Here is a 21,720-nt window from a genome sequence, read left to right as displayed (position 1 = left end):
GTCGTGTAAAGGTTTACATATGGCTTCAAGCGGATGGGAGCCGCAGGGAGGAAATCAGTCAATGAGTGTGGATTCTGCCGACACCGCGCCCGTGGTGTTGTCCGCGCGGCGCATCTGCAAGTCGTTCAGCGGCGTGCAAGTCCTCTTCAGTGTCAATTTCGATCTGCGTGCCGGTGAGATCCATGCTCTCATGGGTGAAAACGGCGCGGGCAAATCGACCTTGGTCAAGGTCATGTCCGGTTTCGAGCAGCCGAGTTCGGGCGAGATCCTGCTCGACGGCCAGCCGGTCGTCTTGCCGGCCAACGGCGCGGCCGAAGCGCTCGGCATCGTTCTCATCCACCAGGAATTCAATCTTGCCGAACATCTGACGGTGACCGAGAGCCTTTTCCTTGGCCGCGAAGTCACGCGGTTCGGCGTGCTTGACCGCAAACACATGCGCGCCGAGACCCGCAAGGCACTCGATCTGCTCGGTTCGCATGTCGACGAGAATGCCATCATCGGCACATTGTCGATCGCCGACAAGCAGATGGTGGAAATCGCCAAGGCAATCAGTCGCGATGCCCGCGTCGTCATCATGGATGAACCGACAGCCGTGCTTTCGCGCGAAGAGACGAACTTCCTGTTCCGGCAGGTGCGCAAGCTGCGTGACAAGGGTACAAGCTTTATCTTCGTATCGCATAAGCTCGACGAGGTGATGGAAATCACCGACCGGGTGACCGTGCTGCGCGATGGCCAGTGGGTCAAGACTGCGCCGACGGCGATGCTCGACGGCGAATCCATCGCGCAGCTGATGGTCGGGCGCGAGCTTTCAAGTCTCTATCCGACCAAGGTCGAGCCCAATGTCGACGAAGAAATCGTCCTTCGGGTCGAAGGTGTCTCGACGGGTTATGTTCAGGATGCCAGCTTCGAGGTCCGCAAGGGTGAGATCATCGGCTTCTCAGGCATGATTGGCTCCGGTCGCACGGAGCTGATGGAGGCGGTCGCCGGGCTTCGGAACCGTGCCGCGGGCGAGGTCCACATTGGCGGTGAATCGATTCCGTCAGGCGATGTACATGCCGCCAATCGCGCCGGCCTTGCCTACATGACGAAGGATCGGAAGTCGAAGGGCCTGCTTCTGCGCTCCGGTATGATGACCAATCTGACGCTGCAATCGCTCGGCCAGCATTCGCGACACGGCTATCTCAGCCCGAGCAGCGAGGCGCAGGCGCTCGCCAAGGCAAGGCGGCGCTTTGATATCCGGGTTCGCGACACCAACATCGTTGCCGGGCGTATGTCGGGCGGCAACCAGCAGAAGCTGCTGCTTGCTAAGGTCATGGAGACCGAGCCCGAGATCATCATCATCGACGAGCCGACGCGGGGCATCGACGTCGGCACCAAGCAGCAGATCTATCATTTCATCTCCGCGCTGGCGCGCGACGGTCGATCCATCATTGTCGTCTCCTCGGAGATGCCGGAGGTGATCGGCCTTTGCACGCGCGTCGCGGTGATGCGCGAGGGACGGATCGTCGGCGTGCTCGAGGGCGACGAGATTTCCGAGCAGGAGATCATGCGCTACGCCGCCGGATTGAAGAAGAAAGCCGCCTGACGGTGGCGGGGAGGCGCTGCGCTCGGCGCGCCGTAAAGGTATGATGCCCATCGAATTGAGGGCGGGAGGTTGGTTTGGAGATGAGTGTGAACGAGGAGACCAGGGAAATCAGCCGTCGCCCCTGGCGGGATATCGATCTCAGGGCGGTCGCGCCCTTTGCAGCCCTGATACTGCTCTTGATCGTCGGCGCGCTGGTCAATCCGAACTTTATCGGCATCACCAACCTCGCCAACGTCGCGACGCGCTGCGCCTTTATCGCCATTATCGCTGTCGGCGCCACATTCGTGATTTCCGCAGGCGATCTTGATCTGTCCGTCGGCTCGATGGTGGCCTTTGTCGCCAGCCTGATGATCCTTTTGATGAATTCCGGCGTGATTGCCGACCCGACACTGATGCTGGCGGCCGCGGTCGTGTTTACGCTCGTCGCCGGTGCGCTCTGCGGACTGGCCAATGGTCTGATCACCACGGTCGGCAGGATCGAGCCGTTCATCGCCACGCTCGGCACCATGGGCATCTATCGCGGCCTGACGACATGGCTTAGCCAAGGCGGCGCGATCACGCTGCGCTCGGCCGACATCCAGACGCTTTACCGTCCGGCTTATTTCGGCAACATTTTCGGCGTGCCGGTTCCGATCGTCGTGATCCTGGCAGTTACCGCCGTTGCGGCCTTCATTCTCTACCGCACGCGCTATGGTCGCCATGTCGTTGCTGTCGGTTCCAATAGTGATGTCGCGCGCTACTCCGGCATTGCGGTCAATCGCGTGCGCACGATCGCCTTTGTCATCCAGGGGCTCTGCGTTGCCATCGCGGTGCTGCTTTATGTGCCGCGCCTCGGCTCGACCTCGGCAACAACCGGCATTCTCTGGGAACTGCAGGCGATCACCGCCGTAGTCGTCGGCGGCACGGCGCTCAAGGGCGGCGCTGGCCGCGTCTGGGGGACCATCTGCGGTGCCTTCATTCTCGAACTCGTCGGTAACATCATGCTGCTGTCGAACTTCATCAGCGAATATCTCATCGGTGCGATCCAGGGTGCGATCATCATCATCGCCATGCTGGTGCAGCGCTCGCTGGTCCGCAAATCGTAAGCGGACTGGTTCCAGGAATTGGCCGGGATCACAGGGCGTCCGGTTGACGGGTAGGAAAAGTCCCTGACGTTTATTGGGAGGAAATAGAATGCGCAAACTCATGTTGGGTCTTGCGGTTGCGGCCGTCACGCTGGCGGGTACCGCATACGCACAGGACAAGAAGTTCACCATCGGCGTCTCGATTCCGGCAGCCGACCATGGTTGGACCTCGGGCGTCGTGTTCCACGCCGAACGCATCGCCAAGAAACTGATGGAACAGCATCCGGGCCTGAACGTCATCGTCAAGACTTCGCCGGATGCCGCCAGCCAGGCGAACGCTGTGCAGGACCTTGATACACAGGGCATCGACGCCCTTGTCATCCTGCCGTCGGATCCGGATCCGCTCGTCAACGCCATCAAGGAAGTCAAAGGTAAGGGCAAGTACGTCGCGCTCGTCGACCGTGCGCCCTCGACCAACGATGACACCGTCCGTGACCTTTATGTCGCTGGCAACAACCCGGCGCTCGGTGAAGTTGCTGGCAAGTACATCGCTGCGCAGACGCCGGACGCCGAAGTCGTCGTCATTCGCGGCCTGCCGATCCCGATCGATCAGCAGCGCCAGGACGGCTTCGACAAGGGCATTGCCGGCTCCAAGGTCAAGGTTCTCGACCGCCAGTACGGTAACTGGAACCGCGACGATGCCTTCAAGGTCATGCAGGACTATCTGACGAAGTACCCGAAGATCGACGTGGTGTGGTGCCAGGACGACGACATGGCTGTCGGCGTGCTGCAGGCGATCGAGCAGGCCAAGCGTACCGACATCAAGTATGTTGTCGCCGGCGCCGGCTCCAAGGACATGGTCAAGAAGGTCATGGACGGCGACAAGCTGATCCCGGTCGACGTTCTTTATCCGCCGGCAATGGTTGGCACGGCCATGGAGCTGACGGCTGCTGGTCTCTACGGCCAGGTTCCGGTTCGCGGCACCTTCGTCCTCGACGCGACGCTTGTCACGAAGGACAATGCGAAGGACTTCTACTTCCCGGATTCTCCGTTCTGATCCGAAGAATCTAATGCGGCGCCCGTTCGACAGTACGGGCGCCTTTCTTTGACAGTGTCGCTTGCTAGTCCGGCAGGCCGGCCTTGGCGAGGTCCGTGATGCAGCGGTCGATGAAGGCTTCGGTCATGACGGGATTATCGCCGAAATAGAACTCTCGGCGGGCGTCAGTGCAGGTCATCCCCGGCCGGAAGCGATGAAGCCTCGCAACTGCTTCTCGCGCCTCGTCGGTTTCGCCACCCACCCTTCCGAGGGCGGCAGCCAGAAAGATCGCTGGCCAGAAGGTGGCGTTCGGCGAGCGGAGCGATGCGCGCGCTGCCTTGGCCGCTTCCGCCATGTTGCCCAATTGATAGTTTGCGATGGCGAGAACGTTATGGAAGGTCCACAGATGCGGGTCGCGAGGACTGAGCCGAAACGCTTCCTTGATCTCCTCTATGCCTTCCGCGGGGCGTTCGACGTAGCAGAGGACCTGACCGAGCGCGAAGTGAGCCTGCGCAAAGCTCTGGTCCAGCTGCAAGGCATTGCGCAGATGCACAAGCCCGGCCTCCGTCGCGCCATCAAGCGCCAGCGCCCTTCCCAGGGCGAGGTGCGCCGCGGGTTCTCTCTGGTCGGATATGATCGCGCGTTCAGCAAGCTCGATCGCATCGCAGATCCGCTCCGCGCGTTCATTGAGGGGGCCATACCAGCCGAGCTGAATGTGAACATAAGCCAGTCGCGCCTGCGCCTGCGCGAACGTCGGGTCAATACTGATTGCCTGCTCGAAGAGCGCCTTGGCGGTCTTCAATTCATCAAGCGTGAACCGATAGAGATGCCAGAGGCCCTTCAGGTAGATTTCCCAGGCATCCATGTCGAACACCGTGCGGCCACGAAGGGCGGCGAATTCGATGGAGCCCAGTTCCGGCTCGATCGTGCCGGTGATTTCCGAGGCAAGCTGGTCCTGAACCTCGAAGATGTCGGCCAGCGTCCGGTCGTAGCGTTCCGCCCAGAGCAGCGTGCCATCCGTGCCGTTCAGCAATTGCGCGGTGACGCGAACGCGATCTGCCGCGCGGCGCACGCTGCCTTCCAGCACGTACTTGACGCCAAGGTCCTCCGCTACCTGTTGCGCATTGGCCTGCCGGCCCTTGTAGCTGAACGACGAGTTACGGGCTGCGACCAGCAGCCAGCGACAGCGCGCCAACGTGGCGATCAGCTCGTCCGTGAAGCCATCCGAGAAATGTTCCTGGCCCTCGATGCTCGACATGTTGCTGAAGGGCAGCACCGCGATGGAGGGCCGATTGCGGACGGGGCCTGTGACCGGATCCTTCGGCGCGGCAGGCGAGGGAGGCGGTTCGCTTTCCGCCGTCCACCGCCAGACACGGATCGGTCGCTCGATGTTCTTGAGCTTGCGGTTGCCGAAATCAATCGCCCTGAAGTCAAGCTTCGACCGGATCTGGTCATTGACCTGCTGGGAGACGCAGATGCCGCCTGGAGGCGCCAGCGCCTGCAGGCTTGCGGCGACATTCACGCCGTCGCCGAAGATGTCCTCGTCTTCGACCAGCACATCATCAACGTGGATGCCGATGCGCCACAACATGCGCCGATCCGGCTCGACGGCCTCATTCAGCGCAAGCAATGCTCTCTGGATGTCCATGGCACAGCCGACGGCATCGACGACGCTCGCAAATTCAGCCAACGTGCCGTCGCCGACGAATTTGACCACGCGCCCATGATGTCTGCCGATGCTGGGGACAATGACTTCGCTGTTGTGCGCTTTCAGCATTGCGAAAGTGCCGCTTTCGTCAAGGCCCATCAGCCGGGAAAAGCCGACCACATCAGCATCCAAGATTGCTGCCAGACGCCGCGTCATGCGCCACCCTCCTGGTTTCAAGACAGTAACACGGCACTGCGCGATGTCCACCGCAGTAAGAAGCGATGGGTTCGCCGGCCGGCGTCCCCATCGTGACGGTGTGGCGACGAGAAATGCGGTACGTACATCTTGCAGCCCGAGACCGACCGTGGTTAAGTCGGCCGCCTTCGATCTCCGCCCGGTGGGGAAGATTTGTAGTTTCGCCGAAATCGGCTTGCAGACTTCAAATCGCGTGCTAGAACACTATCAGAAACGTTTACGGTCATCTTTTAGGGAGGAATTGACATGAAAACGATCAAGGGTCCAGGCCTGTTCCTTGGCCAGTTCGCGGGCGATGCCGCGCCTTTCAATTCGTGGGATTCGATCACCAAATGGGCAGCCGACATCGGCTACAAGGGCGTGCAGGTTCCGACCTGGGCGGGCCAGCTGATCGATCTCAAGAAAGCAGCGTCCTCGAAGGATTATTGTGACGAATTCGCCGGCGTCGCACGCAAGAACGGCGTCGAAGTCACCGAGCTTTCCACCCATCTTCAGGGCCAGCTCGTCGCCGTGCATCCGGCCTATGACGAAGCCTTCGACGGCTTTGCAGCACCTGAGGTGCGCGGCAATCCGAAGGCGCGTCAGGAATGGGCTGTCGAACAGGTCAAGATGGCGCTGACGGCGTCCAAGCACCTCGGCATCAAGGCACATGCGACCTTCTCCGGCGCGCTCGCCTGGCCCTTCATCTATCCGTGGCCGCAGCGCCCGGCCGGTCTTGTCGAAACCGCCTTCGACGAGCTTGCCAAGCGCTGGACGCCGATCCTCGACCATGCCGACGAAAACGGCGTCGACGTCTGCTACGAAATCCATCCGGGCGAAGACCTGCACGACGGTATCACGTTCGAGATGTTCCTCGAGCGCGTGAAGAACCATCCGCGCGCCAACATGCTCTATGATCCGTCGCACTATGTGCTGCAGTGCCTGGATTACCTCGACAACATCGACATCTACAAGGACCGGATCAAGATGTTCCACGTCAAGGATGCCGAGTTCAACCCGACCGGTCGCCAGGGCGTCTATGGCGGTTACCAGGGCTGGGTCGAGCGTGCCGGCCGCTTCCGTTCGCTCGGCGACGGCCAGGTCGATTTCGGCGCGGTCTTCTCGAAGATGACGGCCAACAACTTCGACGGCTGGGCCGTGGTCGAATGGGAATGCGCGCTGAAGCATCCGGAGGATGGCGCCCGCGAAGGTGCCGAGTTCGTCAAGGCGCACATCATTCGCGTCACCGAGAAGGCGTTTGACGACTTCGCAGCGGGCGGTACGGACCAGGCGGCCAACCGCCGCATGCTCGGTCTCTGAGGCCGCGGCCCTCTCGACAGGAGGGCTGATTGGAACGCAGCGGGAAGGGCTCTCCCTTCCCCAGCCGACCGAGGGAAGGGCTGTTTCTGCCCTACGCAAATTCAGGAGGAACCAATGGCAATTGAAGCATCTACAGAACAGGCGCGCGAACCGCGCATCCGTCTCGGCATGGTCGGCGGCGGTGCCGGCGCGTTCATCGGCGCCGTTCACCGCATCGCGGCCCGCATCGACGACCAGTACGATCTGATATCAGGCGCGCTGTCGTCAACGCCGGAAAAGGCGATTGCATCGGGCCGCGACCTCGGCCTCGATCCGTCGCGCACCTATTCCAGCTATCGCGAGATGGCGATCCGCGAAGCCAAGCTGAAGAACGGCATCGAGGCGGTTTCGATCGTCACGCCGAACCATGTGCACTATGACGCCGCGAAGGAATTCCTGCGTCGCGGCATTCACGTCATCTGCGACAAGCCGCTGACCTCGAACCTTGCCGACGCCAAGAAGCTGAAGAAGGTCGCCGACGAGAGCGGCGCTCTCTTCATCCTCACGCACAACTACACCGGCTATCCGATGGTTCGCCAGGCACGCGAGATGATCGCCAATGGCGAACTCGGCGACATCCGGATCGTCCAGGCCGAATATCCGCAGGATTGGCTGACCGAGGCCGTCGAGCAGACAGGCGCCAAGCAGGCCGTGTGGCGCACCGACCCGGCGCAGTCGGGTGCGGGCGGCTCGACCGGCGATATCGGCACGCATGCCTATAACCTCGCGTCCTTCGTATCAGGCCTCGAACTCGACAGCCTGGCTGCTGATCTCGACAGCTTTGTGCCCGGCCGGCGGCTGGACGACAACGCTCACGTTATGCTTCGCTTCAAGGCGAAGGGGTCGGAGAAGGCGGCCAAGGGCATGCTCTGGTGCAGCCAGGTGGCCCCCGGCCATGAGAACGGTCTGAAGGTCCGCGTCTATGGCACCAAGGGCGGTCTCGAATGGGTTCAGGCCGATCCGAACTATCTGTGGTTTACGCCGTTCGGCGAGCCGAAGCGCCTGATCACCCGCAACGGCGCCGGTTCCGGCCCGGCGGCGGCCCGCGTTTCGCGCATCCCGTCCGGTCACCCGGAGGGCTATCTCGAAGCCTTCGCGACGATCTACACGGAAGCTGCGCACGCCATCAACGCGCACAAGAAGGGCAAGGCGGTCGACAAGGCCGTCGTTTACCCGACCGTTGATGACGGCGTGAAGGGCGTTGCCTTCGTCGAAGCCTGTGTGGCTTCTTCGAAGAAGAACGGTGCCTGGGTCAAGGTCTGATCCTCACTCGACTACTCTGACGGATACAACTAATGAGCGCGTTTCCTAGAATATTAGGATGCGCGCTCATTGTCGTTTAACAATGCTATGGCAGAAAATGCGCGCAACCACATGGAGAGATGGTCGATGAAAGTTTCTGCCAAAGTTCTGACATGCGCGTTTGCGCTCGCTGCGTTTCCGGCATTGTCGCAGGAAGTCCCCAACCGCGCACCGAACTTCTATGCCGGCGAGCGTGCTCTCGGCACGGTCAAGGTGCAGACGACGATGTCCCTCTCGGTGCCTGTTGAGGTCGGGCAGGAAATCGGTGAACAGATCAAGGCAGCCCAGAAAGGGCTCTACACGATGGCTAGCGAGCAATGTGATCTCATCCTGCAGGCACTGGCCGAAAGCTGCCAGATCACCAACCTCACCAGCAGCGTGGATCTCAATCGCGGTGGGCGCAACGAAATCCTCGTGAATGCCGCAGTGACAATGGCCGTGAAGGTCAAGGACGCAGCGAAGGGGCCCTAACCAACACGGCGTCATTGAGACGCCGAAGTGCAAGCCCGCTTCGATTTATCCGGCAAACGGTGGCCAGGTCAGGCACGGACCCTCGCCGGTTTGCGGTTGCACCCGATATCGCCTTGATTTCAGCCCTCTGCCCGCCTAGATTGCGGCCATCGCCAATACCAACAGGATGTGTGCAGCAATGGATTCCACGCCGATCGCAACGCCAGCTCGCCTTGCCATTCGGGAGTCCTTTATCCATGCCTGCATCCATTACCCTATCCAATCTTTTGTGGTCCACGCCTGACGGGCGACCCCTTCTTTCCCATCTCGATCTGAGCTTCGGCGCCGAGCGAACCGGTCTTGTCGGCCGCAATGGTGTCGGCAAGACGACGCTGCTCAAGCTCGTCTCTGGCGAACTGCAACCGCAATCCGGCAGCATTGCCTTTGGCGGACGGCTCGGCATCCTGCGCCAGTCGGTCCAGGTGGAGGAGGGGGCAACGGTCGCCGATCTCTTCGATGCCAGTGATGCCTCGCAATCCTTCGCCGCGCCGAAGCTGGCGACGCCACTGCCGACGAACTCGCCATTGCTGATTGGACGATCGAGGCGCGTATCGCCGCGGCGATCGAACGCGTCGGGCTGGACGCAGAACCGGAGACGTTGCTTATCTCGCTTTCCGGCGGCCAGCGGACGCGTGTGGGTCTTGCGGCCCTCGTCTTCTCCGATCCCGATTTCCTGATCCTCGACGAGCCGACCAACAATCTCGACCGGGATGGGCGGGAGGCTATCATCACGTTGCTTTCCGGCTGGCGCGCCGGCGCCATCGTCGTCAGCCATGATCGGGAGTTGCTCGATACCATGGATGCGATCGTCGAGATCACCAGCCTCGGTGCCCGGCGATATGGTGGAAACTGGAGCGCCTTTCAGGTGCGCAAGGCGCTTGAGCTCGCCGCCGCCGAGCACGACCTCGCGGACGCGGAGCGGCGTGTTGCCGATGTGGTCCGCAGCGCCCAGGTCGCGGCGGAACGACAGGCCCGCAGCGATCGCAACGGCCGCAAGAAGGCGGCAAGAAGCGATATGCCGCGTATCGTCGCCGGTGGCCTCAAGCGGGCGGCGGAAAACACCAGCGGCAACAAGGTTCGCCTTGGCGAAAAACGCCGCGAGGAGGCGATGGAGGAGGCGGCCGCGGGGCGGCAGCGGATCGAGATCCTGCAGCCCTTTTCAGCGCAACTCGCGTCAACCGGGTTGCCGCCCGGCAGGCATGTCTTGCGGTTGGAGCGCGTCACCGCGGGCTATCGGCCCGAGGCGCCGATCATCCGAAACCTCTCTTTTGCCATGACCGGCCCCGATCGCGTCGCGATCGCCGGGCCGAACGGCTCCGGCAAGACGACAGTGCTGGCGCTGATCACAGGCGTGCTGCAGCCGTGGTCCGGGACCGTTTCCGTCATGACCGGCTTTTCACTGTTCGATCAGAGTGTCAGTCTGCTCGATCGATCGTTGTCGATCCGCGAGAATTTTAGCAATCTCAATCCCCAGGCCAATGAGAATGCCTGCCGTGCGGCTCTGGCGCGTTTCATGTTCCGGGCGGATGCCGCCCTGCAGCAGGTGTCGACGCTCTCGGGCGGGCAGTTGCTGCGCGCCGGTCTTGCCTGTGTTCTCGGTGGCGCAAAGCCGCCGCCGCTGCTCATCCTCGACGAACCGACCAACCATCTGGATATCGATTCCATTGCAGCCGTAGAAGCGGGGCTGCAGGCCTATGACGGAGCGCTGCTTGTCGTCAGCCACGACGAGGTGTTTCTGGAGAATATCGGCATATTGCGTCTGCTTCAGCTTCCGCTTGGCGAAGAGCTTCTTCTCTAGGCGGGCCGGGTGCGGGGTCAGATGTAAAGGCCGGCCATCTTGCGCCAGGCGCCTGCCCGGTGAGCGCGGCCTTCCCAGACATGCAGCTGGTGGCCGACCTGCTTCTCCGCCAGCAGCCGGCTGAGGTGATAGTTGTTGTCGAGGAAGGGGTCGGCGTCACCGATGGTCAGGACGATCTCGACCTCGCGCAGCTTATCCAGCTGCCAGCCGCCGTTTAGCCCCGGCAGGAAGTGCGTCGGCGTGTGGAAATAGACCGTGTCGTCGTAATAGCCGTCGAACAGATCGCCGAAGGAGTCGACCCTGATCGTCAGGTCGTAGCGGCCGGAGAAGGCAACCAGCTTGCGGAACAGATGCGGATGCCGGAAGACCAGGCTGGCGGCCTGGAAGGCGCCGAGGCTGCAGCCATGCACGATGGTGCACTCATGTCCGTTATTCGATGCCATCAGCGGCAGGGCTTCGTTCAGGATATAGTCTTCGAAGGCCGTGTGGCGGCGGATTCGGTCAGCCGGATGCCGGTCGAAGCCGTAGAAGGTCTCTGTGGCCAGCTCCTCGATGCAATAGAGCTGCAGCTGGCCGGCTTGCAGCTTGTCGGAAAGGCTTTCGACCACGCCGAGCCTTTCGTATTCCCAGAAACGTCCCTCGCGGGTCGGAAACATCAGGACCTTGGCGCCGGCATGGCCGAACACCAGCAGTTCCATCTCGCGATGCAGGCGTGGACTATGCCAGCGCAGATATTCCCGGTTCATAACACCTTGAAGAAATCTCGGACTTTCTCGCGCAGTACCGCGTTCTGCTCAGTGCTGCCGGGATAATCGAAGTGCCCCGCATCCAATATGAAGGTTTCATTATATTTTGATGTCGGAAGGGCGTTGGCCACCGCGAACTGGCAGGGCGGCGCGACGGCGGGGTCGAAGAGGGCGACGGCTGCGAGCATCGGCACCTCGATCCGGCTTGCGGCACTGGCTGCGTCGAACATCCGCAGGGTCTCGAGAACGCTTCCATGTGTCGTCTGGTATGTCTGCACGGAATCTGCGCTGCCGACGGTCGGTAGCGTCAGCCATAGCTCCCGGTCGCCGAAGGTCGGGACGACGAGGTGGCCGCGATCGATGCGCGGATCGAACGGGATCGCCAGCGCGCCGATGCCGCCGCCGAAGCTGACGCCGCTGTAGCCGATGTGGCCTGAGAGCCATGGATAAAGTGTGAGAAGCGACGAGACGGCAAGCCAGAGATCATCGACGCAGCCGCCGATGATGTAGGTGTTCGGGTTGTCGATACCCTGCAGGACATGCCCCGACGCATCGGCCGGAATGGGCGGGCGGGCGCTGAGCGACAGGCCACGGGCGCAGGGGAAGAAAATGGCAGCTTCCTCGACAGGCAGGTCGAAATCGGGCGCATCGCGGCCGCCATAGCCGTGGCCCACCACCAATCCGCGGCCCACCGGCAGCCGCCGTGGCAGGAGCAGCCAGCCGCCGATCTCGAATCCACCGGTCGAGGTGTAGGTGATGTCGAGGACCTGCCAGTCGGGATGCGTCAGGGTGCTCTTTCGAAGCACCGGCTGCGGGTCCGTGGCGATCGCTCTTTCGTATCGGGCCTGCCAGAACGCATCGAACCCCGGCGGCGCTTCGGGCGGAACGATCGCTCGGAGGTCGGCAAGGGTCATGCCGTAGGTGGGGTTAAAGGCGAAGGGGTGTGTGGTGGGAATGCTCATGGGAGGGTTGTTTCGCGAAAGGGCGCGCAATGCAAGGCGGGAGCGCCTGATGCGCAAGGCGCCCCCGGAACGGCTAACCTGAAACGTTACAGCATTGTCATTTCCACGCTGTACAACATCGGTCCGCTTGGCTAAACCGCCTCTTGAAACCATGAAGAACGGGATTTTCATGATCGATCCGAAGACCCTTGCTGCCCGCTTCCCGGGCGATTTCACGTTCGGCGTTGCGACGGCGGCGTTTCAGATTGAAGGCGCTTCCAAGGCAGACGGCCGCAAGCCCTCCATCTGGGATGCCTTCTGCAACATGCCGGGTCGCGTATTCAACCGCGACAATGGCGATGTCGCCTGCGATCACTATAACAGGCTCGATCAGGACCTCGATCTCATCAAGTCCATGGGCGTCGACGCCTACCGCTTCTCGATCGCCTGGCCGCGCATCATTCCTGATGGTACCGGCCCGGTAAACGAGGCGGGCCTCGATTTCTACGATCGTCTCGTCGATGGCTGCAAGGCGCGTGGCATCAAGACCTTCGCAACGCTTTACCATTGGGATCTGCCGCTGCTTCTCGCCGGCGACGGCGGCTGGACGGCGCGCTCGACGACCTATGCATTCCAGCGCTACGCCAAGACAGTGATGGCCCGCCTCGGCGACCGCCTCGATAGCGTCGCGACCTTCAACGAGCCATGGTGCATCGTCTGGCTCAGCCATCTCTATGGCATTCATGCGCCGGGCGAACGCAATATGCAGGCAGCGCTTCACGCCATGCACCACATGAATCTCGCGCATGGCCTCGGCGTCGAAGCGATCCGCGCGGAAGCGCCCAACGTGCCTGTAGGCCTCGTGCTCAACGCCATGTCCGTCATGCCGGGCTCCGACAGCGCTGCCGACATTGCGGCTGGCGAACGCGCGCACCAGTTCCACAACGGCGCCTTCTTCGATCCGGTCTTCAAGGGCGAGTACCCGAAGGAGTTCCTGGAAGCACTCGGCGAGCGCATGCCCGTTGTGGAAGAGGGTGATCTCAAGATCATCAATCAGAAGCTCGACTGGTGGGGCCTCAACTATTACACGCCGTTGCGAGTTGCTGATGATCCGGCAAAGAACGGCGACTTCCCCTGGACTGTCGAGGCGCCACGCGTCAGCGACGTGAAGACCGATATCGGCTGGGAAGTGTATGCGCCTGGCCTGAAGAACGTCGTCGAGGATCTCTATCGCCGCTACGAGCTGCCGGAGTGCTACATCACCGAGAACGGCGCCTGCTACAACATGGACGTCGTCAACGGCGAGGTCGACGACCAGCCGCGCCTCGACTATTACAGCGAGCACCTCGATACCGTCGCCGACCTGATCAAGGACGGGTATCCGATGCGCGGCTACTTCGCCTGGAGCCTGATGGACAATTTCGAATGGGCCGAGGGCTACCGGATGCGGTTCGGCCTCGTGCATGTTGATTACGAGACCCAGGTCCGCACGGTAAAGAAGAGCGGCAAGTGGTACAGCGAACTTGCGGCACAGTTCCCGAAGGGCAACCACAAGAGCAGCTGACGAGCGCATGGCGCGAATCGGCGCCGTGGCTTAAACCGTGCGCATGGGAAAGCCGCTCTTCCTCTATGCGCTCTGCGGCAGCCAGCGAAAGGCTTCGACCAATCGCCGGTTGCTCGAAGCCCTGCGGGATAATGCGCCCGCAGGCGTCGTAGTCGAGATCTGCGAGCTGATCGGCGAGCTGCCGATCTTCAACCCGGACCGCGAGGGCGAGAACACGCCAGCGATCGTCGAAGAGTTTGCAGCCAAGATCCGTGCGGCCAACGGCATTATCGTCGCATGTCCGGAATATGCCCATGGCCTGCCCGGGGGATTGAAGAACGCGCTTGATTGGCTCGTTTCCCGCGACGAAGTGCCGTTCAAGCCCGCAATGATTGCGCATGCCTCGCATCGCGGCGATTTCGCCCTCGAGCAGTTGACCGAAGTACTGAAGACGATGTCGCTGCGGCTTGTCGACGAGGCTTTTCTAAAGATCTCGTTGCTTGGCAAGACGGATGGCGGACAATCTGACGTCCTTGCCGAAGCCGTGAAAAGCGGGCTTCTCGTATCTGTGCTTGTAAAATTCTGCGCTGCAATCAATCGCGTTGGCGTCTGACTCATTCCGTCAAGTTGCGGAAAAAATTGCGTAATCAATGTATTTTCCTGACGTTTTGGGGGCTAGCGGTTACGGCGAAAAAATCGCCGATGATTAATCGTTACATCGATCCCTTAACCGTTTTTTGAGCCCTGGCTGGCAGACTTCCGTGATCGGGGAGCAATGAATGCGGGCAATTTTCGGGGGCAACAAGAAAGTATCGGGCATCGGTCGTCATGCGACGGTCGCCGGCGTGCTTTTCTCCTTTGCCATTGTTGTCGCAATTGTCACGACGCTCGTGTTGAGCGCGCTCGAGCGCGTTGCGGATCGATCCAACGTGCTGGATGACGAGCGCTCCCGTGAAACTGTCTCCGGCGCCCTGAAGACCTTCGAGATGCAGTTGGGCGCGACGCTCAACGATTATGCAGCCTGGGACGATGCCGCGGTGAACGTCTATGCCGCCGATGGCATGGCCTGGACGATCAGCAACTACGGCGAAATGTCGGTCAACAGCTCCCTCTTCGATATGGCAATCGTGATCGATGACGAGAAGAAGTCGATCATGGCCTATCAGGAAGGCAAGCCGATGGAAGGCGCGCTGGACGATTTCTTCTCGCCCGCGCTCTGGTCACTCTTCGACAAGGTGAAAGCGGCGGGCCTGCAGGACAAACCGGAGGCGACAGGTTTCGTCGATACCAAATCCGGTATTGCGGCGGTCGGCGTCGCGCTGGTGCGCGAGAAATCCGGCGCGCTCGATATGCCGGCGGGAAAACATCGCTATCTCATCTTTGCCCGCCACCTAGGTTCCGAGAGGGTGGCCGAACTTGGCGCGACCTATGTGGTCGACGGTTTGAAGCTGGTCGCCCCTGATTTCGAAGCCCCGTATTCGGTGGCGATCGCCGACGCCAAAGCGGCCATGCTCGGCAAGCTCATCTGGCTGTCGCGGGGGCCCGGCGATATCGGCTATGGCGAAGTTCGTCCGATGGTCGTCAAGGCACTCGGACTTGTCGGCTTGTTCTTCATTGTTCTGCTCATCATCGGTTGGCTGGCGCTACGCCGCCTCAAGGCCGAGGAAATCATTGCCCGAGAGGAAGCCAATCGTGACCGGTTGAGCGGCCTGTTGAACCGAGATGGGCTTGGAACCGCGATCGACGCCTTCGTTGCCGAGGCAGCGCAAACGCATCGCAATGTGCTCATCCTCTATCTCGATCTCGACGGCTTCAAGGAAGTCAACGACGCTTATGGTCATGGCACCGGCGATCAGCTGATCCGCGCGGTCGCAGCTGGCCTCAACGTGCTCATTCCTGTGGGCGCCGTGCTCGCCCGCATCGGCGGCGACGAGTTCGCCATCGCTTTTGTCTCCGAAAGTGAGCACGCCGTTGCCCTGCAGCTTTCCGAGCAGATCCTGGACTTCCTCGCAGAACCGCTGGAGATCGGCCGGCGCGTCGTCGTCATCGGTGCAAGCATCGGCATCGCCATGTCGGAGGGTGGTGCGATCGACCGCGAGGAACTGGTGCGCCGGGCTGACCTTGCCATGTACAAGGCCAAGGAAGCCGGCCGTGCACGCATGACGCTTTACGATCCAGCCATGGACGCCGACCGGGCCGAGCGCAATGCGCTGGAACTCGATTTGCGCATGGCGATCGAAGGCGGTGATTTGCAGATTGCCTATCAGCCGCTGATCGATGCTGCGACCCATGAAATGACGGGCGTCGAGGCGTTGGTGCGATGGAACCGCCCGGGTCACGGGCCGGTCTCGCCTGAAGTGTTTATCCCCATTGCGGAAACTAGCGGGCTTATCGAAGCGCTGGGGCTCTTTGTTTTGCGCAAGGCTTGCGAGACAGCCAAGCAATGGCCGGAACTGCGCATCTCGGTCAATGTTTCTCCGGGGCAGTTCCGTAACCCGGCCTTTGTCGACTATGTCCGATACGTGCTGAAGCAGACGGAGATCGAGGCCAAGCGGGTGACCCTTGAAGTCACCGAAGGTTACATGATCCAGAACCCTCAGCGTACCCGGCAGGCGATCGAGCGACTGAAGACACTCGGCGTCAAGGTTGCGCTCGACGACTTCGGCTCGGGCTTTTCTTCCATCGGCTACCTGCGCCAGTTCGGCTTCGACCGCATCAAGATCGACCGCTCGCTGGTCATGGACATCCTGGAAAGCGACAGCCAACGCGAAATGCTGCAGGCGACGGTGGCACTTGCCCGCTCGCTCGACATTCCGGTCACGGCCGAGGGTATCGAGACCGAAGAGCAGGGCATAGCGGTGCGGCTCTTCGGCTGTGATACGTTACAGGGCTACTTCTTTGGCCGGCCGATGCCGGCCGATCAGATCACCGAACGGCTGATGCGGTCGCGCGCGGCAAAGGTCACCACCCGCCGCACCAACGCCGCCTAATCAGGTTCCGATGTGCTTTTGGCCACGCTTCTTGGCGAGCGCGATCTGATGCTGCCGCTGGCGGTAGCGCAGGCGGTCGTCTTCGCTGCGCGTGCTGTAGCAGTTGCTGCAGGAAACGCCTTCCTCGTAGTGAGGTGAGGTGATCTCCTCAGCTGTTATCGGATTGCGGCAGGCGTGGCAAAGCTTGTGTTCGCCTTCCTTTAGGCCATGCTCGACCGAGACGCGCTCGTCGAAGACGAAGCAGGCGCCATCCCAGAGGCTTTCTTCCTGCGGGACTTCCTCGAGATACTTCAGGATGCCGCCCTTGAGGTGATAGACCTCCTCGAAGCCCTGCTCCTTCATGAAGGCGGTTGCCTTCTCGCAGCGGATGCCGCCGGTGCAATACATGGCGATCTTCGGCTTGTTGTGCAGGCCGGTATTGTTGCGCACCCAGTCCGGAAACTCGCGGAAGGTCTTCGTATTCGGGTCAACAGCACCGCGGAAGATGCCGATTGCCGTCTCATAGTCGTTGCGCGTGTCGATGACGATCGTGTCGGGATCGGAGATCAGCGCATTCCAGTCCTGCGGCGCGACATAGGTGCCGACCACCTTGTTCGGATCGATGTTCTCGACGCCCATGGTGACGATCTCTTTCTTGAGCTTCACCTTCATGCGCAGGAATGGCATCTTCGATGCGTGGCTTTCCTTGTGCTCGAGCGCGGCAAATTCCGGCTGCGCGCACAGGTAGGCGAGCACTGTCTTGATGCCCGCGTCCGGTCCGGCGATCGTGCCGTTGATCCCCTCGTGCGCCAGAAGCAGCGTACCCTTCACGCCATTGTCTTCGCAAAGTGCCTGCAGCGGCTCGCGCAGGCTTTCGAAGCGCGGCACGGAAACAAAATGGTAAAGCGCCGCGACGAGAAAAGGGCTCGCCGCTGCCGTCGGTTGGGTCAGCGTGTCTGTCATACGGCTGGAAATACAGGTTTCGGCCCGCGAACGCAATCGGCGGGATCGTCGCGGTTAGCAACGGCCCTCCAGAGCAGCGCGATCCGGTCCGCTTCCTTGTCATAATCTTTCGGGAACACATCCTCGGCACGGTCCAGCGCTGCATTCCGATCTTCCTGCTGGCGGAAGATGATGGCGTCGAGCAGACGGGCGAGATCGTCGGCACCCGGAAAAAGGTGCGGCTCTGCCTCGACGAGTTCGCAGAGCACATCGAGATCGTGGACGTGACCGAGCAGATCAACGAGTTGGCTGGCCGCTTCGTACTTCGCCTTCATTGCCGTCGGCCACAGGGGGCGGAGAAGAGTGTGATAGGCGCGGTAGTCCTGCGTCCGTTTGCGCAATGTATGGAAGGTTTCCGCCGAGGCTTCGTCGTGACAGGAGGCAATTGCTTTCTGCGCTCCGCGGACGGTTTTTCGCCAGCCTTTGGCGATCAGTCGCGCATTCCTGCTCTGACGGCCGTTGAACTCGATTGTGTCGAGCGCGGCGATGGCCTCCCCAAGCATGCCGGGTATTTCCGATAGCCGCTGCTCCAGGCCGCTCTCGGCGGCCCCAAGCATACGATCGCGGCGCATCTCGAGTGCAGAGACGATGCGGCCGAGTGTCTCACCCTCCTCGGCATCGCGCGCGTTCTCCTTCAGGTAGACGGCAGTGTCGATCAGCGCCGCGGCATCACGGATTGTGGAGACGGATTTGGCGACGTCGCGGAGCCTGGCGTTCTCCCGCTCGCGAAAGGCCGGGATGTCCCTGGCGACGAGGCGATAGAGCGAGCGAACGCGTTTCAGGTTCTTGCGGAAGTCATGGATGGCCTCGTGCGTGCCATTCGGCCTCTCTTCAATAATGTCTATCGCCTCTCGCAGGTGGCCAGCGGCCGCTCTACGAAATTCGTCTGTGAGATGGTGGTCAGGCCGTATGCGAAAAGGCATGCCTATCGTGCTCGAATTCGGTGGCAAGGGCCTGATTTGAGTAGCGGAAATCACCTGTAACTTCACGGCCGATCCAGGCGGGCAGCGTTGGATTGTCGTCTTCCGAATCCATTTCGACTTCTGCGATTACCAGTCCGTGGTGCTCGCCGGCGAAGACATCGACCTCCCAGACAAAACCATCATGGGGGACGCGGTGGCGCGTCTTCTCGATGACAATGCCGACTGCCTCCTTCAAGAGCTCTTCAGCGTCGCCAACAGGGATATCGTACTCGAATTCGTCGCGCGTCATCGTGCTGCGGCCTATCTTGACCGTCAGCCGTGCTTTCTTGTCATCCAGCACACGAATGCGGACCGATCGGTCGTCCATGGAGGCAATGTAGCCCTGCCGTAGCTTCGATTTCGTCTCGGCTTCGGAACGCCATGCATCGCTGCGTACTAGAAACTTCCGCTCGATTTCTTTCGCCATTTCCGATGACCTTTTGTGACGATTTTATTACGCTAGCCTAATTTTCCCGCTATGGGTACCCATTCTGTTACGAGGATAGGTTTTGTCTCGACAAAGCGCACCCTTGGAGGTATTTCGAGACCCGAATTCAATCGTTTCAAAAGGATCACGCGGCCATGGGCGAAAAGACAGAAAAGCTCCTTTCCATCCTGAAACTTCAGCCTGTTGTACCGGTTCTGATCGTCGATGACGTCAAGTCCGCGGTTTCGCTGGCGCGTGCTCTTGTCGCAGGCGGCCTGAAGGCGATCGAAATCACCATGCGCACGCCAGCCGCCCTCGATGCCGTTCGCGCCGTTGCCGACGAGGTCGAAGGCGCTGAGGTGGGTGCCGGCACCATTCTCAACGCCGCCCATTGGGATGCCGCGGTCGCTGCCGGCTCGAAATTCGTCGTTAGCCCGGGCGCGACGCAGGAGCTGCTGGATGCGGCCCGCAATTCCTCCGTTCCGCTGCTGCCGGGTGCTGCGACCGCAAGCGAGGTCATGGCGCTGCGCGAGGAAGGCTACAAGGTGCTGAAGTTCTTCCCGGCAGAACAGGCTGGCGGCGCTGCCTATCTCAAGGCGCTGTCTTCGCCGCTCGCAGGTACAGTCTTCTGCCCGACCGGCGGCATCTCGCTGAAGAATGCGATGGATTACCTGTCGCTGCCGAACGTTATCTGCGTCGGCGGCTCCTGGGTGGCTCCGAAGGAATTGGTTGCTGCGGGCGATTGGGCCGGCATCACCAAGCTCGCGTCGGAAGCCGCTGCACTGAAGGCTTGATTCCAGGATAAACGGCATTTGATGCAGGCGGAATTTCCGCCTGCATTTGTATTTTGGGCGTCAGCACCTATCTCCCATTTGGCCTCTAGACAGGGAGATGATGAGGAATGATCGACGCGAAGAAGCTTCTTGAGCAGTTTCTGGGTTCGCAGGTGCCGGGTGTCGGCGGTACCGTCAAGGACCGGGCGGGCGACGCGATCCAGATGGCCAAGGACAATCCGTGGAAAGCCGGTGCGCTGGCAACCGTTCTGCTCGGGACCAAGGCTGGACGCAGCATTTCCGGCAATGCGCTTACTATCGGCGGTCTCGCTGCGATCGCCGGTCTCGGCTATCAGGCCTATAAGAATTATCAGGCAGGGCAGGCGCCGGCTACTCCGTCCGATGCGCCCCCACCAAGGACGGCCGTGCTGCCGCCCCCCGCTGACTCCGGCTTCAGCACCGGTTCCCCCGCCCAAAGCAACGAATTCGTCCTCGTTCTCATCCGCGCCATGATCGCCGCGGCCAAGGCCGATGGCCATGTCAACGATGACGAACGCGCCCTCATCCTCGAGAAGATCAGGGCCGCGGATGTCGCCGCCGAAGCCGCCTTCTTCATCGAACGGGAGTTGTCGCTGCCGACGGATCTCGACGCACTGGTTGCCGCCGCCGAGACTGAGGAGCAGCGGGTGGAGCTCTACACCGCGTCACGCCTGACCATTGAGCCGGATTCGCGCGCCGAGCGCGGCTATCTCGACCTGCTGGCTGGTCGCCTTGGCCTTCCCGATGCTTTGGTCGACCACATCGAGGCGACGGTGTCCTCCGCCAAGGTCAGCCTCTAAAAGCATCATTCGGCCAGTTGCCTTTCCCAGGCGGCTGGCCTAAGCCATGTCTCCTTACCCGGAGGAGCGTATGCGCGATCTATCGAATTTCAAGGGCTGTCCGGCACCCCAGCCGGTGACCCTCAGGGGGCGTTTTGTCACCGTCGAACCTTATGTCCGCGAGCAGCATCTGCAGGCGTTGTGGGACGGACTTGGCGGCATGGCCATCAATCCCTTGCTGCGCTACTTCTCGCAGCCCGATTTTACAGGTACCGAGGACTTCGCCGCCTGGCTTCAGTCTGTCGCCAAATCGGGTTGGCTGACGCATGTCTTCCGCGACAACAGCTCCGGCAAGATCGTCGGCATGGCGAACTACATGCGGGCCGATCCGGCCAATGGCGTGGTCGAGGTCGGCGGCGTCGCGCACGGTGCCGACATGAAGCGCTCGCCGCTCTCCACCGAAGTTCACTATCTGATGGCCAAGCATGTCTTCGAGGATCTCGGTTACCGGCGCTACGAGTGGAAATGCGACAATCTGAACGAGGCGAGCAAGACGACGGCGGCCCGCTACGGTTTCACCTACGAAGGCGTGTTCCGCCAGCACATGATTTCCAAGGGCCGCAATCGCGATACGGCCTGGTTTTCGATGCTCGATTCCGAATGGCCTGTCCTGAACGCAGCGTTCGAGGCCTGGCTGTCTCCCAGCAATTTTGATGCAGACGGCAAGCAGAAGCGGCGGCTGGAGGAAATCCGCGCCGAGCTGACCAAGGAATCGGCAGAGTGACGGATCCGAGATCGGAAGGCCGTTCGCAGGCAATTGCGGCGGCCATCATCCTTATGGCCGCCGGCCTCGTGCTCTATTTCATGCCGGCCATCATTCTCGCACTTGGCAGCTACTCGCCGTATCTGGCGGCTGGTGTCGGCGCGTGCCTGGTTCTGGCTTTTTTCGTCGTCTTCTGGCTGAGGGCGAGATATCAGCGCCAGCGCGGTAAATAGCGCCGTA

At 61.4% G+C, this 21,720-nt stretch carries 19 protein-coding genes and 1 pseudogene; 14 read left to right on the top strand and 6 right to left on the bottom strand.

The window, feature by feature from the left end; all coding sequences use genetic code 11:
- Positions 1-61: 61 nt before the first annotated feature.
- The 3 genes from IB248_RS18160 (at position 62) to IB248_RS18150 (ending at position 3,706) form a co-directional block, all read left to right on the top strand.
- Positions 62-1,585, top strand: coding sequence for a sugar ABC transporter ATP-binding protein (locus IB248_RS18160; RefSeq protein ID WP_192241469.1), 1,524 nt, complete (start codon positions 62-64; stop codon positions 1,583-1,585).
- A gap of 80 nt (positions 1,586-1,665) precedes the next feature.
- Positions 1,666-2,670 (top strand): ABC transporter permease, encoded by a 1,005-nt coding sequence (locus tag IB248_RS18155; RefSeq protein ID WP_025658889.1) that lies wholly within the window; start codon positions 1,666-1,668, stop codon positions 2,668-2,670.
- Between the two features lie 88 nt (positions 2,671-2,758).
- A complete protein-coding gene (locus IB248_RS18150) occupies positions 2,759-3,706 on the top strand; it encodes a substrate-binding domain-containing protein (protein ID WP_016556996.1) in 948 nt (315 codons plus the stop codon).
- 64 nt (positions 3,707-3,770) lie between these two features.
- On the opposite strand, the gene IB248_RS18145 is transcribed toward IB248_RS18150, so the two are convergent.
- Entirely contained in the window at positions 3,771-5,549 is a 1,779-nt protein-coding gene (locus IB248_RS18145) for a tetratricopeptide repeat protein (RefSeq protein ID WP_169682962.1), read from the bottom strand.
- A gap of 285 nt (positions 5,550-5,834) precedes the next feature.
- Between IB248_RS18145 and IB248_RS18140 the strand changes: the two genes are divergently transcribed.
- The 4 genes and pseudogenes from IB248_RS18140 (at position 5,835) to IB248_RS18125 (ending at position 10,536) form a co-directional block, all read left to right on the top strand.
- A complete protein-coding gene (locus IB248_RS18140) occupies positions 5,835-6,887 on the top strand; it encodes a sugar phosphate isomerase/epimerase (protein ID WP_018856538.1) in 1,053 nt (350 codons plus the stop codon).
- 114 nt (positions 6,888-7,001) lie between these two features.
- Entirely contained in the window at positions 7,002-8,189 is a 1,188-nt protein-coding gene (locus IB248_RS18135) for a Gfo/Idh/MocA family oxidoreductase (RefSeq protein ID WP_018856539.1), read from the top strand.
- Between the two features lie 126 nt (positions 8,190-8,315).
- The gene (locus IB248_RS18130; protein ID WP_018856540.1) at positions 8,316-8,699 is read left to right on the top strand and encodes a hypothetical protein; all 384 of its coding nucleotides are present in this window, start codon (positions 8,316-8,318) and stop codon (positions 8,697-8,699) included.
- 236 nt (positions 8,700-8,935) lie between these two features.
- A pseudogene (locus IB248_RS18125) lies at positions 8,936-10,536 on the top strand (ABC-F family ATP-binding cassette domain-containing protein).
- 17 nt (positions 10,537-10,553) lie between these two features.
- Here IB248_RS18125 and IB248_RS18120 read toward each other — a convergent pair.
- On the bottom strand, positions 10,554-11,282 hold the full coding sequence (locus tag IB248_RS18120) for an alpha/beta hydrolase-fold protein (RefSeq protein WP_192241468.1): 729 nt from the start codon (positions 11,280-11,282) through the stop codon (positions 10,554-10,556).
- Positions 11,279-12,244 (bottom strand): acetylxylan esterase, encoded by a 966-nt coding sequence (locus IB248_RS18115; protein ID WP_192241467.1) that lies wholly within the window; start codon positions 12,242-12,244, stop codon positions 11,279-11,281. Before IB248_RS18115 ends, IB248_RS18120 begins: the two co-directional genes overlap by 4 nt.
- A gap of 169 nt (positions 12,245-12,413) precedes the next feature.
- Here IB248_RS18115 and IB248_RS18110 point away from each other — a divergent pair, with 169 nt between their 5' ends.
- The 3 genes from IB248_RS18110 (at position 12,414) to IB248_RS18100 (ending at position 16,756) form a co-directional block, all read left to right on the top strand.
- On the top strand, positions 12,414-13,787 hold the full coding sequence (locus IB248_RS18110) for a GH1 family beta-glucosidase (protein WP_192241466.1): 1,374 nt from the start codon (positions 12,414-12,416) through the stop codon (positions 13,785-13,787).
- A gap of 43 nt (positions 13,788-13,830) precedes the next feature.
- A complete protein-coding gene (locus IB248_RS18105) occupies positions 13,831-14,379 on the top strand; it encodes an NADPH-dependent FMN reductase (protein WP_192241497.1) in 549 nt (182 codons plus the stop codon).
- 166 nt (positions 14,380-14,545) lie between these two features.
- A complete protein-coding gene (locus IB248_RS18100) occupies positions 14,546-16,756 on the top strand; it encodes an EAL domain-containing protein (RefSeq protein WP_192241465.1) in 2,211 nt (736 codons plus the stop codon).
- Here the strand turns inward: IB248_RS18100 and IB248_RS18095 are convergent, their stop codons facing one another.
- From IB248_RS18095 to IB248_RS18085, 3 genes are read right to left on the bottom strand one after another with little or no spacing between them, the layout of a single operon-like run.
- A complete protein-coding gene (locus IB248_RS18095; RefSeq protein ID WP_018856547.1) occupies positions 16,757-17,698 on the bottom strand; it encodes a rhodanese-related sulfurtransferase in 942 nt (313 codons plus the stop codon).
- A complete protein-coding gene (locus tag IB248_RS18090; RefSeq protein WP_192241464.1) occupies positions 17,695-18,660 on the bottom strand; it encodes a CHAD domain-containing protein in 966 nt (321 codons plus the stop codon). Before IB248_RS18090 ends, IB248_RS18095 begins: the two co-directional genes overlap by 4 nt.
- Positions 18,638-19,126 (bottom strand): CYTH domain-containing protein, encoded by a 489-nt coding sequence (locus IB248_RS18085; RefSeq protein WP_018856550.1) that lies wholly within the window; start codon positions 19,124-19,126, stop codon positions 18,638-18,640. Before IB248_RS18085 ends, IB248_RS18090 begins: the two co-directional genes overlap by 23 nt.
- A gap of 155 nt (positions 19,127-19,281) precedes the next feature.
- Here IB248_RS18085 and IB248_RS18080 point away from each other — a divergent pair, with 155 nt between their 5' ends.
- The 4 genes from IB248_RS18080 to IB248_RS18065 all read left to right on the top strand — a co-directional run bounded on the left by IB248_RS18080 (position 19,282) and on the right by IB248_RS18065 (position 21,713).
- Positions 19,282-19,920: a 2-dehydro-3-deoxy-phosphogluconate aldolase gene (locus IB248_RS18080; RefSeq protein ID WP_018856551.1), complete on the top strand. Its 639-nt coding sequence runs from the start codon at positions 19,282-19,284 to the stop codon at positions 19,918-19,920.
- Between the two features lie 107 nt (positions 19,921-20,027).
- Positions 20,028-20,738 carry a tellurite resistance TerB family protein gene (locus tag IB248_RS18075; RefSeq protein ID WP_192241463.1) on the top strand — a complete coding sequence of 237 codons (711 nt, stop codon included), beginning with the start codon at positions 20,028-20,030 and terminating at the stop codon, positions 20,736-20,738.
- 70 nt (positions 20,739-20,808) lie between these two features.
- Entirely contained in the window at positions 20,809-21,501 is a 693-nt protein-coding gene (locus tag IB248_RS18070) for a GNAT family protein (protein ID WP_025658903.1), read from the top strand.
- Positions 21,498-21,713, top strand: a complete 216-nt coding sequence (locus IB248_RS18065) for a hypothetical protein (protein ID WP_018856554.1) — start codon at positions 21,498-21,500, stop codon at positions 21,711-21,713. The genes IB248_RS18070 and IB248_RS18065 overlap by 4 nt, the downstream gene beginning before the upstream one ends.
- Positions 21,714-21,720: the final 7 nt, after the last annotated feature.

This window comes from Rhizobium sp. RHZ01 (genome assembly GCF_014851595.1).
Lineage (GTDB): Bacteria > Pseudomonadota > Alphaproteobacteria > Rhizobiales > Rhizobiaceae > Rhizobium > Rhizobium altiplani.
This window is presented reverse-complemented; position numbering and strand designations above follow the sequence as displayed.